This window comes from Anaerolineales bacterium, from assembly GCA_015075725.1.
Lineage (GTDB): Bacteria > Chloroflexota > Anaerolineae > Anaerolineales > Villigracilaceae > Villigracilis.
The window spans coordinates 1939037-1951649 of record JABTTV010000001.1 but is presented as its reverse complement, the minus strand read 5'-3'; the positions used below and the strand labels follow the sequence as shown (position 1 = coordinate 1951649).

The window sequence follows — 12613 nt, the reverse complement described above, 5'->3', positions numbered from 1 at the left end:
TTCTCCTTATCCGGGGAGGGATTGTACCATGCCGTATTTTATGAACTGACATTGCACATTTTATTCTTCCGCGCCAGCCTGAGCGGATCCTCCGTCTCGGGTCCATACTGACAGACAGCCGCCCAGGGTTCGTAATGGGTCTGGAATTGATCCGTAAAATAGACCAATCCTCCCCGCCAGACGGTTCGTGTCACATTAACATCCGCGCCTTCAGCGGCGTAATCCACTTGTTTGAGCTCGTTTGGTTTAAGATCCGGGTTTTCTTCGAAGACCGTTTCCGGGGGCGGGACGACATTTTGCGGACCGGTCGTCTCCCATGTAACAGACCGGTTATCGCTGGTGGAGTAGAGTTTCCATGTCAGCGTGCGCGCGCCAACATTGACGTAGGTTTCCATTAATAACCAATACGGTGTGTCGTTCTGGAATTTGAAATCCACCAGCGGGAAATAAACCGTGGCATCCATCCCTGCAAATTGGGTATCCACCTGCGCCCTTTCATTCATTTCGTAATATGACACGCGATACGCATGAGAATACCGTTCGATGACCGGAAAACCCGCGAAGAAGACCGTGCGAAAGAGCGTGGTACTGACCTGACACACACCGCCGCCCACGCCTTTGATTGTGCGCCCGCCGTAGATGATGAGCGCTTCGGCGTATCCGTTTTCCAAACTCACATCGCCGAGGACGCTGCCCATCGAAAAGGTTTCGCCGGGAGCGACCAGCAATCCGTGATACTGCGAAGCCGCGGTAACGATGTTTTGAATCCGCGCCTCGCTGGAACCGTAAAAGTATGTCGTTTGTGTGGCGACCAGCTGCACGATTCCCAATTCTGCGCCTGTGGCTTGATCCGATACTGCCGGCTGTCCTTCAGCAACAACCAGATTGACGCTATGCTCCCCGCGCTGTAACGCCGCGTTAATGGCATCGATACTGGCTTCCACATCCATCACGCGCCCAACGGTCGAGGAGGAGATCGCTTCGATCTGTCCGGTCGAATCGTTGAACTCAAATCGCGCGTCACGCGGCAATCGGTCTACGATCACTTTCAGGTCGCCCAGCGATTTGCGCAATTCCTTTTCATCCAAACCGACCTGCACCTGCTGCGCGCCGCCTGAGTCTACAACTGTTGCCACAAGCATGTTCGCCAGAACAGGCACATCGAACGTCCACGGACCGGGATCACCCGCCGCTGTGTTTGGCAGGGACATTGTAAAAGACTGGCTGAGCATGATCCGCGCCTGCTCGGCTTGCGCCGTCACATCCAACATCCGCGGCGCGGTTTCTTGAATGACAAGCGGCACTTCGCCGTCTCGAAAACTTTGCAATTGCGCGCCGAGATAGATCAAAGTTGCATCCAGGTTCAAAGAACGCCCCAAACGACCCGGCTCCGAAACCACATTCGTCCCCTCCACGCGCAGGACGGCTTCGGCAACTGGCTGGTCAACCTGGGTTGCAATATTTTGCAAATAAGTGTAAGCCACGCGCTGATCGAAGATTACAACCGGTGCAACGTCCACGCCAAGTCCGCGCGCGCTGATTTGTCCCGAAAGAGCCGCAAAAAATCCGCCTTTGCGTCCGTGATCGTATGCCGCGTTTGCGCTCGCTGTGGGATCGAAAACCATTCCCAACTCGACCGGCGAAGCCACCCACACTTTATCCCCGTCGCGGAAAAGCACCTTGCCCGTATTCGGATAGGAAAGCGTCTGACTCAGCTTCAATGCGGCTTCACTGCGTGAGAGACCGGAAAGATCCACGCCCGCCACGGATACGCCGGGAAAAATCCGCCCGGCGTACGACAATTGATAGCCAACCGCCCACACAAGGACGATGAAAATGAATAACGCAAACCCGCCGCTCAACGCGGCGATGATTTGTTTTGGAAAGTCGCGTCCCGAGATCAATGCGCTCATGGGGGAGGATTATAACGAAAAAAAATCATCAAATGATGAAAAGTCCCTAAAGGTTTCCTAAACTTTTCGGTACAATTGCGAAAACCTTAGAACTGGAATGGACTCAACATGACCCGCACTCTGATATTCGCTTCTTTAATTCTAATATTGAGCGCATGCGCGCCCGTCTTTCGACAAGAGCAGGGCAACGCCTCGGCTTCCACGCCGGAGCCGGATTCAATCAACGAAGAGCCCGCTCTCACCGAAACATTGACCGCCGCCCTCACGCCAACCGAGACTCTCACCCCCAGTCCCATCCCACCGACAGAGACTCCACTTCCCACTGCGACACCCACTCCGGTGGAAAGCCTGAAAGCCAAAGTCTCCGTTGAGAAGATCATATGCCGCTACGGACCCGGCAGGAATTATCTTTATCTGATCGCGTTCAATGTTAATACACCCATCCGCCTGCTCGGGCGCACCGAAGGGAAAAATGACTGGGTGTTGGTAGAAAACGGGACGCAGGATTGCTGGCTGGATTCGACCCAGGTCGCCATCGAAAACGGCGCAGCCATCGATTCGCTTCGGATCGTGTACCCCGGCGAATACAAAATTCCGGTTTCGCCTTATTACGGTCCCACGACCGTGCTTACCGCCGAGCGGGAAGGCGACGAAGTGACCGTGAAATGGGTGGAGATCATCGTCAGCCCGGGCAAATACGAAGACGAGAACATGTTCCCCTACATCGTCGAGATCTGGTACTGCAAAGACGGAGAGATCTACTTCGACACTCTCGGCTCGCGCGTCCCCCAGATCACCTTCACCGACGAAGCAGGTTGCTCCGAACCCTCGCGCGGACGGGTGTACATCCAAGAGAAACACGGCTATGCGGGTCCGGCAGAGATTCCGTGGCCGGGGAGGTGAGAGGAGCGAACCTTCGATCATCATGGGTTGACTGAAGAATGCCTTCAAACAATATTTTCCCCTGCACACAAGATCATGGGTTTACATCAATAACGCAGCGAAAACCAATTGCATCGCTCGGTGCAGAATCGTCACTAATCAAACTAAATGTCCAAAGATGCCTCCCCGGAGTATCCCAGGCGCCTCCTCGGAAAACCCCTTCCTCCACCATCTCCCTAACGTTGCCCGCCATGTTCAATGTCCCATACGGGCTTGGGTAATCAGGAAAAGAGCCAACTGGAGCGGTAAAAGTATATCCATCGTTCAAATCGGGGTTGCGGCTGTTTGGATCATTGCATTTGATATCGCAGGAATTCGCCTCGTGCCCTTTGTATTCATCCCCCCATGGGAAGCCTCTTCCATCGGTTCCACGCGCAGCTTTTTCCCATTCCTTATTGTTTGGCAATCGTCCGCCCGACCAATTACAGTAAGTTTCCGCCTGCTGAAAGGAGACATTTACAACCGGATAGTTCACGTAGTCTAAATTTGCATAATAGTTCTTGATGCTAGCCAATGAGAGATCTCCAAGCGAGGTGCATACGCCTGAAAGCACGCATGTGGCGTACATTCCCACCGAAACCTCTGTCTTGTCGATCCAAAACGCATCTGTAGACTCGATCCGCCCGCCTTGTTTATATACACACCCTGGTTCATGGCAACTCGAACCCATGTAAAATTCCCCGGCGGACACAAAGACCATTTCCATGCTGTCATTCTCGCGAATAAGAGTGGAACCGATATCCGGGACAGGGGTCGCAGTAGCTGAAGTGGAAGGAGTTGAGGTCGTAGATGGTAAGATAACCGCCTGACTTTCTTTAAGTGTTTGAGTTTCAATAACCTGCTGAGTAGTTGACGGTGACACTTTGGTTGAATCTTGCAAGGGTTCAAACCACCTCCCAATCGTCGGTGAGGCAAGCCACAATCCAACTGCAATTACCACCCCGCCAATCAGAAATCCGACCCATCTACGAGATGGTCTATTCGCAGCAACCGGTTTCGAGGGGATGCTCCTCTCCTCTGGTGCGACTAAACCTTGAGCGTTTATCGTATCCCCACCAATTTGCGGGAAGGTTTTCGTGGGAATATGGGCGACAGGTTTCGGCGGATGAAGTTCTACAGTTTTTTCGATGGGCTTTTTGGGGGCGTGAGAAAGAGCAATAGACGCGGTTACATCAAGATATTCCAACGCTTTAATAAAGGCAGCGATGTTTTCGAAGCGATCCTTCGGCTCCCTTGCCAGGGATGTGAGCAAAACTTGCTCTACGGCTTCCGGCAAATCTACAGCAAATTCACGCGGGCTTGGAAGTGGTTGGGTTGCCTGTTTGATGAGTAGTTCGGCGGGCGTATCTGCTTCGTAAGGCTTTCGCCCGGTTACCATTTCATACAAAACAATCGCCAGCGAATATAAATCCGATTGTGGGCTCGTAACACCCGTCCATTGTTCAGGAGCCATGTAGTCCGGCGTGCCAATCGCCATGCCGGAACCGGTCAATGTGGTGGTCTGGTCGCCGCCAAATAACTTGGCGATCCCAAAATCGGAGAGCATCGGCTCGCCCCCATCCGTCATCAATACATTCGCCGGTTTGATGTCGCGGTGCAAGACTCCACGCTGATGGGCGTATGACACGCCGCGCGCAACAGGCAGGATCAAACGAAGCGCGTCCTGCCAGGGTTGGGATTTGCCAAGCAGTGTCTTCAATGTCCCGCCCGGCAGGTATTCCATCACAAGATAGGGTTCGCCCTCGTGTTCCCCATAATCGTAAACTTTGACTATATTTGGATGGGAAAGTTTTGCCAGAGACTTTGCTTCGCGTTCGAAGCGCTTTAAAATCTCCCCCAAGGTGTCGGTGGGAAACGCTCCCGATCGAATGATCTTGACCGCCACATCTCGTTCAAGACGGGTGTCGTACCCCTTGTAAACGACTGCCATGCCCCCTTCTCCAAGCCGTTCGGTGAGGCGGTAACGTCCGAGATACTGCCCGGATAAATCGTTCATACCTTTCCCATCGAGTGAGATAGGATAAATTTTATCATCACCCATCCTTTGGTTCAATTGCAATTTATATTGGTAGCTACTCGGGGTCTGCCTTTCTCTTCAAAACCTCCCACGGATTCTCCCCGCGCCAGATTGCCAGCCCGTGCAGAATCAGCCCGAGCTGGGAAAAGGCGAACCAGAACAGGACAAGCGAAAGGGAGAGTGAGGCGTTGTCGATCCATCCGGGGGTTGAGTCTTTCAAAATCCGTACCTGCACCAGCCAGTCGTTAATTTTCGTATCGTAGCCTTCAAGGGTTTCAAGCAGGTCTTGTAGATTCTCTTTTGTCGTTTGGAAATCGCCGCCAAGCAAATATGATGTATCGCTGATAAAGACCGAGGCGCGTTGGGCAAGGTCCTGCACGTCCGCGATCTCCGCATCCAATGAATCCACGCCTGAGATGATATCCGCCAGCAGTTCATCGCCGGGCACATCGAAATTTATGATGGGCAGGGAATTCAATTGTTCGAGCGCTTCGCGTAAATCCTCCAGCACAGCACGGACCTCATCGATCCTTGCGCGCGTATTCTCCAATCCGGGAATCAGTTCATCGTCCAACGTTTGGTTGACCTGATCCAACGCTTCCCTGGCGCTTGTGGCTTGTTGAGTAAGAGAAGCTAATGCATCCTCTGCCGATTGGATGATGCGCAAAGCGCGTTCGACCTCGGCTTTTGCCTTCCGCAGATCAGCCTGGATCTGGATTAATTGCTCCTCCGCATCTGCGAGCCGGGTCGTCGCCTCGAGGGTCAATGGCTCGTTATAAACCCAGGCAAGGATCATCCCCGCCAGGCTTGCCAGTAGAAAAACAGAACTCAACCCGATCAACGCGCCCGCCAGAATTTTTCTTTTCATGACCTATTCCTTTCGTTGATTAGAACACTGATATTACGAAATCGTTTAGACAGGGAGTTTAAAGGGCTGAAAAACCGTTGTTTTTAGTAAAAACTGTCAAAAATTGGGCGTTTTATAACAATTTCCATGACTAATTTACTTGACAAACCGTCTAATTTAGACTATCATCTAATTAGGTATTTGCCTAAGCCAGCCAGTCACCTAACCGTCCTGTTCAGAGAGAGAGGACACCATGTCACTTACGACAGAGACCACGACCATGGAAAATATAAAAACGACATCCGCCTCAGACTGCGCCGAAACCGAAACATCCGCCCGAAGGCTTTTCACACGGGAAACCGGTCAGACCCTCATAACGCTGGGTATGCTCTTCAAGCATGTGCCGCCCTTCAACGAAACCATCGACAAAAACACCGGAGACACATTGATCTCCATCGGCAAAAAACTGAAAGGCAAAAAATAGCTCCTCCAAGGCCGGGTGGCAGTCCCCTGTAACAGCTGCCACCCGGATTATTTCACTCCGGAGAATCTCCCCCATGGCGAAACCCACCTCCTCCCCTCAAATCGTTTGGGATTTTGGCACTGCCTACGAACTGTTCATCAGCCTTCACGTCCTGCTCGAACCTGAATATTTCGGCATCCGCCCATCCTATGCCGCCAGCGTCCGCGCTAGAATCCCGGCGGCGGAACGAAAACTACTGGAGGAGTTGTATCCGCTATTGGGGGTTCCACTCAAATGGTTGAACGCGCTTCCCAGCCCCAAAGATGCCATCAGCGCGCTTTGGGCGCTCAAACAAATACCGCCTGCCGAACGGCTGATCGAACTGTACAGTGTCCGTGAAAACTACGAATCGGACAACCCCGAAGAGAATGAAAAACACAAAGCTTTTCGACAAATTCTTTTGCGCGTTGCAGATGAAGGAAAATGGCTTTCTTCCGATGTGGATTTCTTCCACAAACTATTTACCAAAAAACACGGCGGAATCAAACGCGAGTCCGTTGAATCTGCCATGGATTGGTGGAGCCGGCAGGCAAACCTGGGCGAAGCGTTCCTGACGGCGTTCCAATCCTACCACCAGGCATTTTTCGAAGAGGAAGAAAAGCGCATCGAACCCGTGCTACGGGCCGGGTTGGAAAGAGCCCAGGCATTATCCTCCACGATGAGTTTTGAAGAGCTCTTCGTCGAACTCTCCCAGGGGCTTCAATTCGGCGGCGAATTCTATGCCTCGACGTTCGTCCTTATCCCCGCCTTCTGGACTACACCTTTGGTCTTCTTTGAAAAATTCGGCAACGATACCATGTTGCTTGCCTTTGGCGCGCGTCCCGCAGACATGTCTGTCGTACCAGGTGAGATGGTGCCCGATGCGCTGGTTCGTTCGCTTAAGGCGCTCGCGGATCCCACGCGGTTGAAGATCATGCGCTATCTCACCAGTGAAAGCCTGACGCCTTCCGAGATCGCCCGCAAACTTCAACTCCGCCCGCCCACCGTGACGCACCACCTGAGGGAATTGCGCCTTGCAGGCCTCGTGGAACTCTCGCTGATGCACGAGGAGAACCGCTACACCGCCCGCAAACAGGCGCTCGAAGCCGTATATCAAAACTTAAACGCCTTCCTTGAAGGCGAACAGATCAAAGAAATGGCATGAATACACAAAACCCAACAGCCCACAATCCCTTTCGCATCCTGGGAGAGTACAGCTCTCACATCCGCGCATTCAAGCCCAATGCGCGGCTTTATCTTCTCAATGTTGTCATCACCGGCGCGGTAATGGGCGTCTTCCGGCTCATTTTCAATTTTTATGCGCTCAGCCTCGGTTTCGACGAGTCTGTGTTGGGTAACCTCATCACCACCAGCAGTTTCGTGGCGTTGATCGCCGCCCTACCCATGGGCTATCTCGCGGACACCATCGGGCGCAAATCTTCTCTCGTGCTTTCGAGCGCCTTGCTTGCCATCTCCATCCTGGCCATGGCGCTCTGGCAGACGGAAACGTCACTCTACGCCATGAACGTTATTTCCGGTCTCGCGCAAAGCCTGGCAGGCGTGACCATGTCTCCCTTCCTGATGGAAAACAGCGACGAGAAGGAACGCACGTATCTGTTCAGTTTCGGTCAGGGACTCACCATGACCATGGCATCCGTCGGCAACTGGATCGGCGGTTATCTGCCAACCTGGATGGGACAGGCGCAAAACGTCCCGGCAACCAGCAGTCACGCCTACGGCAACTCAATTTTGGTCTCGGGGATTTTTGCAATCATAGCCGTTCTCCCCCTGGTCTTCATCAAATCGCCGAATATCTCTCGAAGCCAGCGCGCTGTGTTCGCACCTTTTGAATATGCAGCGAAACACCCCGGCCTGCTCGTCAAGTTCATCCTGCCCATGCTGCTTACCTCTCTCGGCGCCGGGCTCATCATGCCGTTCATGAATGTGTTCTTCCGCGTTGTTCATAACCAGCCCGACCCGGTGATCGGCGCATTGTTCGCATGGGGCTCCTTGGCAATGGGCATCGGTTTGCTCGCCGCGCCTCCTCTCGCCGAACGAACCGGAAAGATCCAACTGGTTGTCATTTCACAGGCGTTGTCCATCCCGTTTCTTATCCTGCTTGGTTTTTCACCGATCTTCTGGGTCGGCGCAGCAACCTACTACATCCGTCTTGCGTTGATGAACATGAGCAGCCCCGTTTATCAAGCGTTCGTGATGGAGCACGTCGACCCTTCGGGCCGTGCCACGGTTGCCAGTCTCACCAGCATGGCATGGAACTTCGGTTGGGCGTTCAGTCCCACCATCAGCGGCTGGCTGCAGGTAAAATACGGTTTCGCGCCTCCCTTCATCGGGACGATCACGCTTTATACCATTTCCGTTTTCATGTATTGGGCGTTTTTCTGGAGAAGGTCCATCGAGCCTTTGCCTGCACAAGCGGCAGCGGATTAATTCAAAGAAACGACGGGATATTAATTCCTGTCAGTTCTTTAAAAACTCTGGCAAAATGGGGATATGCCAAATCACGACATCCTGATCATCGGCGGCGGACCAAGCGGACTATCCACCGCGCTTCATCTTGCAAAGTTAGCCCCGCATCTTACCACCCGCATCCTGATCCTCGAAAAGGAGCATTATCCCCGTCCGAAGCTGTGCGCTGGCGGGCTGGTCATCGACGCGGAAAGGATTCTCGAAGCCCTCGGCTTGGATGTAAGCGAAGTCCCAAATGTCACAACAGATGAAATTCGTTTCGATTATGAAGGTAAAGGTTTACCCGTCCGAGTGCCAAAACGCCATGCCTTACGCATCGTCCGCAGGGATGAGTTCGATCACTGGCTGGTGAAAAAGGCGGAGATCAGAGGATTGGAGATTAGACAAGGGGTGATCGTCAAGAGCGTTCAACCACACGAAGATCAGGTAATTATTCAAACCAATATCGGGGAGTTTCACGCCAGGATCGTCGTCGGCGCAGACGGCTCGAATGGGATCACAAGAAGAAGCATCCTGCCAAATGACCCGGTCTACACAGCGCGAGTATTGGAAGTGTTGACCCCTTCAGCCCCCGGCGGAATGAGAGAAGAGGCTTGGAGGGGGCAAACGGCATTCTTCGATTTCTTTCCTGTTCCTGAAAATATAGCAGGTTACGTGTGGGATTTCCCCACGCAGGTAAAAGGCGAGGCGATGCGGTGCTGGGGAGTGTATGACACGAACCTTCTATCCGACCAGAAGCGACCGGCATTAATTCAGCCGCTTGCCGAGGAAATGAACCGCTGGGGTTTTGATTTGAATGAATATGAAATTCAGGGTCATCCCATCCGCTGGTACAGCCCGCAAAACAGGATATCCGTCCCTAGAGTCCTGCTTGTCGGCGACGCCGTCGGAGCCGATGCGATCTTCGGCGAAGGTATCAGCATGGCGCTTGGATATGGGATCATCGCCGCGCGCGAGATCGCGGAGTCGTATCAGCGAAATGAATTTTCCTTTCGCGGGTACAAGCGTCGGCTGGCGCGAAGCGGACTCGGTCAGGCACTATTCATCCGCTGGCTGATCGCCCAAATCATCTACTCCTTCAAATGGCGCTGGTTCCAAATCCTGCTCTGGCGGATTCTTAAACCCTTCGTATTGCTTGTATCTTGGGTTTTCGTATTGAACTGGAGTAAAAAGGACATCAAAGCAATGCGGTGAGCTATTGCTTGATCTTTTTCAAAAAGCCGGGAGTGTTCAATTCGCGCTCGAGCAGATAGGTAAAGTATCCCAGGATCAAAATTTCCACCTCTCGTCGGACGTCTGAACCGGGTTTGGCGCGCGAGGCTTCCTTATAACTGGAACGTTGGAAGTGACGCAAATACTTTAGGGTTTCCAGCGATATCCCCGTCAGGTTTGGAAGCCCTTCGCCGCAACGCGGACAAATCACGCCACCCGCTGTAAAGGAAAAGAACTGGTCCTCGGGCAATATCTCCCGCCCACAGTTCGCGCACTCGAAGAGATGGGGGCGAAATCCAACTGCATCGAGGAGGCGCATTTCATAATAACGAGCCGCGAGCCAGGTGTCTTCCTCCCGTTCAAGTCGGCTGAGGGTTTCAAGGAGCAATCGAAAGATCGAAGGATTCGGACCCTCACCTTCATATGAAAACCGCAGGAGCAATTCCACGGCATAGGCAGCGTATCCGGTTTTTACCAGGTCATCGCGCAATGGCAGGAAGGCATTTATCGTCTCCACTTGTGTGACGATTAACAAGTCGCGTCCTTTTGCGAGTTGGATCGTGACGTGAGTGAAGGGCTCCAGATGCCCGGCTTTGCGCGAAGTGACTTTCCGCGCGCCCTTTGCCAGCGCGCGCACCATGCCGTGCTCTCTGGTGTACAGGGTCAGCAGGCGGTCCGCTTCGCCCCAATCTGAATGGCGGAGAACAATGGCAGAAGCGCGAAACGAACGGAAGTCGGTCATGGGAGAGCAGCGAGTGGAGAATCGAGAATAGTGAATAAGTGTTGGTTCTACCATTCTCCACTTTCCAACATCTAATTATCTGGAACCAAATGTTCCGGTGTGAAGGCTTCGGGGAGCAATTCCCTTACCGTGGTTTCATGGACCATTTTCCCTTCCCCGTTGCCGAACAACACGACCACATCCAAACCGAATTCCGCCATGACCTGCCTGCACCCGCCGCAGGGAGAGCCGCCGTTATTGGTCACAACAGCAATGATCTCGAAATCCGTCTCACCTTCGGAAACCGCCTTGAATATGGCGACGCGTTCGGCGCACATCGTTTGCGGGTAGGCGGCATTCTCCACGTTCACACCCGTGAAAATTCTCCCGGTCTTCGTCCGTAATGCCGCACCGACAGGATAATTGGAATATGGAACATACGCGCGGCGGCGCGCCTCGTTTGCCAGATCGATCAGGGATTGTTTCTCAGTTTTTGTGATGGTCATGGTATGCCTGTCTATTTCGTCCTGTGTTTTCGTTCCAGTTTACGGATCGCGCGAGCGGGCATGCCCACCACCAGTGTATCGTCCGCCACATCCTTCGTTACCACCGCGCCTGCGCCAGTGCGTGCGCCATCACCGAGTTTGAGCGGCGCAACCAGCATGGTATCCGAACCGATGAAGACATCTTCGCCGATCTCCGTGTTGTGCTTTTTCTCGCCGTCGTAATTGCAGGTGATCGTGCCAGCGCCGATGTTCGTGTTCGCCCCGATCCTGGCGTTGCCGATGTAGGAGAAATGCCCCATCTTCACACCATCTTCAAGGTGCGAGTCCTTCACTTCGCCAAAATTTCCCATATGGACGTGATTCCCCAAATGCGCGCCTTTCCTCAACCGTGCAAAGGGACCCATATCCACGTCATTTTCAAGCAAGGCGCCTTCCAGTACGGATGAAAGGATCTTACAGCCATTACCGATCTTTGAATCGCGGATGATGGTATTCGGTCCGACAACATTTCGCTCCCCTAATTCGGTCTTTCCATGCAAAAATGTATTTGGCATGATCACGGTATCCCTGCCTATCCTGATACCCGCTTCGATATAAACAGAGGACGGATCGATCATCGTAACTCCGTTCAACATATGGGACTGATTGATGCGCCGGCGCATGGCGGTTTCCACTTCCGAGAGATGCACACGCGTATTCACGCCGATGGTCTCTTCGAGATCGTCCATCACAGTGGCGTGGATCGGCAAACCTTCATTTGCTGCAAGCTCCACCGTATCGGTCAGGTAATATTCGCCTTTTTTGGGATTCTTTGGAATACGATGCATGGCGTCCCACAACCAATTCGAGTCGAAGCAATACCCGCCAACGTTCAATTCCTTGACCTGCAACTGGTCGGGCGTTGCGACATATTCCTCCACGATTGCCGCCACCGAGCCATCGCCTTTTCGGATGATGCGCCCAAATCCGCGCGGGTCATCTGCGATCACGGTCAGAATGGACATCGGGCCGGAATTCATCCTCTGGGTATCCACCAATTTTTGAAGCGTTTCACCGCGAAGCAGGGGCATATCTGCATAGCATACAACGACAAGATCTGATTTCCCCTTCAGGAGCGATTCCGCCTGCATCACGGCATGACCTGTCCCCAATTGCGGCTCCTGCAGGACCGTTTGGGCGGAATCGCCAAGATAGTTTTTCACTTCCTCTGCGCCGTGACCGACGACCACAACCGGTTTCTCAGTGGTCGAGTGTGAGATCGCCTGCTGGGCATGCCAGATCATGGGCTTGCCCGCAATCGGATGCAATACCTTCGGCAGAGCCGATTTCATGCGCGTGCCCTGACCGGCTGCGAGAAGGATGGCGGTAATCTTCATGCATTCACCTCAGATAAAAACAGGATTTGTGCGGTCGAGCGATCCTCCGCGACAAATCCCGTTCGATAAAATCGTCCGCCTGTGCGGACT

At 53.3% G+C, this 12613-nt stretch carries 11 protein-coding genes; 5 read left to right on the top strand and 6 right to left on the bottom strand.

Annotated features, from left to right (window positions below):
• Positions 1–38 precede the first annotated feature (38 nt).
• Positions 39–1913: a VanW family protein gene (locus HS100_09395; GenBank protein MBE7434122.1), complete on the bottom strand. Its 1875-nt coding sequence runs from the start codon at positions 1911–1913 to the stop codon at positions 39–41.
• A 108-nt stretch (positions 1914–2021) separates the two neighbouring features.
• On the opposite strand from HS100_09395, the gene HS100_09390 reads away from it, so the two are divergent.
• On the top strand, positions 2022–2816 hold the full coding sequence (locus HS100_09390) for a hypothetical protein (GenBank protein ID MBE7434121.1): 795 nt from the start codon (positions 2022–2024) through the stop codon (positions 2814–2816).
• A gap of 73 nt (positions 2817–2889) precedes the next feature.
• Here HS100_09390 and HS100_09385 read toward each other — a convergent pair whose 3' ends face one another.
• Together HS100_09385 and HS100_09380 are read right to left on the bottom strand one after the other, a co-directional pair.
• On the bottom strand, positions 2890–4851 hold the full coding sequence (locus HS100_09385; GenBank protein MBE7434120.1) for an SUMF1/EgtB/PvdO family nonheme iron enzyme: 1962 nt from the start codon (positions 4849–4851) through the stop codon (positions 2890–2892).
• A 76-nt stretch (positions 4852–4927) separates the two neighbouring features.
• On the bottom strand, positions 4928–5740 hold the full coding sequence (locus HS100_09380; protein MBE7434119.1) for a hypothetical protein: 813 nt from the start codon (positions 5738–5740) through the stop codon (positions 4928–4930).
• Positions 5741–5972: 232 nt separating this feature from the next.
• Here HS100_09380 and HS100_09375 point away from each other — a divergent pair, with 232 nt between their 5' ends.
• The 4 genes from HS100_09375 (at position 5973) to HS100_09360 (ending at position 9902) form a co-directional block, all read left to right on the top strand.
• Positions 5973–6203, top strand: a complete 231-nt coding sequence (locus HS100_09375; protein MBE7434118.1) for a hypothetical protein — start codon at positions 5973–5975, stop codon at positions 6201–6203.
• A gap of 73 nt (positions 6204–6276) precedes the next feature.
• Complete coding sequence (locus HS100_09370) at positions 6277–7386, top strand: winged helix-turn-helix transcriptional regulator (protein ID MBE7434117.1); 1110 nt, start codon at positions 6277–6279, stop codon at positions 7384–7386.
• Entirely contained in the window at positions 7383–8669 is a 1287-nt protein-coding gene (locus HS100_09365; protein MBE7434116.1) for an MFS transporter, read from the top strand. The genes HS100_09370 and HS100_09365 overlap by 4 nt, the downstream gene beginning before the upstream one ends.
• A gap of 63 nt (positions 8670–8732) precedes the next feature.
• On the top strand, positions 8733–9902 hold the full coding sequence (locus HS100_09360) for an NAD(P)/FAD-dependent oxidoreductase (GenBank protein MBE7434115.1): 1170 nt from the start codon (positions 8733–8735) through the stop codon (positions 9900–9902).
• 1 nt (position 9903) lies between these two features.
• Here the strand turns inward: HS100_09360 and recO are convergent, their stop codons facing one another.
• From recO to glmU, 3 genes are all read right to left on the bottom strand, one after another.
• Positions 9904–10662, bottom strand: a complete 759-nt coding sequence (recO, locus tag HS100_09355; protein ID MBE7434114.1) for a DNA repair protein RecO — start codon at positions 10660–10662, stop codon at positions 9904–9906.
• A gap of 71 nt (positions 10663–10733) precedes the next feature.
• Positions 10734–11147, bottom strand: coding sequence for a cytidine deaminase (gene cdd, locus HS100_09350; protein MBE7434113.1), 414 nt, complete (start codon positions 11145–11147; stop codon positions 10734–10736).
• 11 nt (positions 11148–11158) lie between these two features.
• Entirely contained in the window at positions 11159–12523 is a 1365-nt protein-coding gene (glmU, locus tag HS100_09345; protein MBE7434112.1) for a bifunctional UDP-N-acetylglucosamine diphosphorylase/glucosamine-1-phosphate N-acetyltransferase GlmU, read from the bottom strand.
• Between the last annotated feature and the right edge of the window lie 90 nt (positions 12524–12613).

Bases quoted from the DNA above. Each gene is read 5' to 3' on its own strand.
- HS100_09395 (MBE7434122.1), bottom strand. From the start codon at position 1,913: ATGAGCGCATTGATCTCGGGACGCGACTTTCCAAAACAAATCATCGCC.
- HS100_09390 (MBE7434121.1), top strand. From the start codon at position 2,022: ATGACCCGCACTCTGATATTCGCTTCTTTAATTCTAATATTGAGCGCA.
- HS100_09385 (MBE7434120.1), bottom strand. From the start codon at position 4,851: ATGAACGATTTATCCGGGCAGTATCTCGGACGTTACCGCCTCACCGAA.
- HS100_09380 (MBE7434119.1), bottom strand. From the start codon at position 5,740: ATGAAAAGAAAAATTCTGGCGGGCGCGTTGATCGGGTTGAGTTCTGTT.
- HS100_09375 (MBE7434118.1), top strand. From the start codon at position 5,973: ATGTCACTTACGACAGAGACCACGACCATGGAAAATATAAAAACGACA.
- HS100_09370 (MBE7434117.1), top strand. From the start codon at position 6,277: ATGGCGAAACCCACCTCCTCCCCTCAAATCGTTTGGGATTTTGGCACT.
- HS100_09365 (MBE7434116.1), top strand. From the start codon at position 7,383: ATGAATACACAAAACCCAACAGCCCACAATCCCTTTCGCATCCTGGGA.
- HS100_09360 (MBE7434115.1), top strand. From the start codon at position 8,733: ATGCCAAATCACGACATCCTGATCATCGGCGGCGGACCAAGCGGACTA.
- recO (MBE7434114.1), bottom strand. From the start codon at position 10,662: ATGACCGACTTCCGTTCGTTTCGCGCTTCTGCCATTGTTCTCCGCCAT.
- cdd (MBE7434113.1), bottom strand. From the start codon at position 11,147: ATGACCATCACAAAAACTGAGAAACAATCCCTGATCGATCTGGCAAAC.
- glmU (MBE7434112.1), bottom strand. From the start codon at position 12,523: ATGAAGATTACCGCCATCCTTCTCGCAGCCGGTCAGGGCACGCGCATG.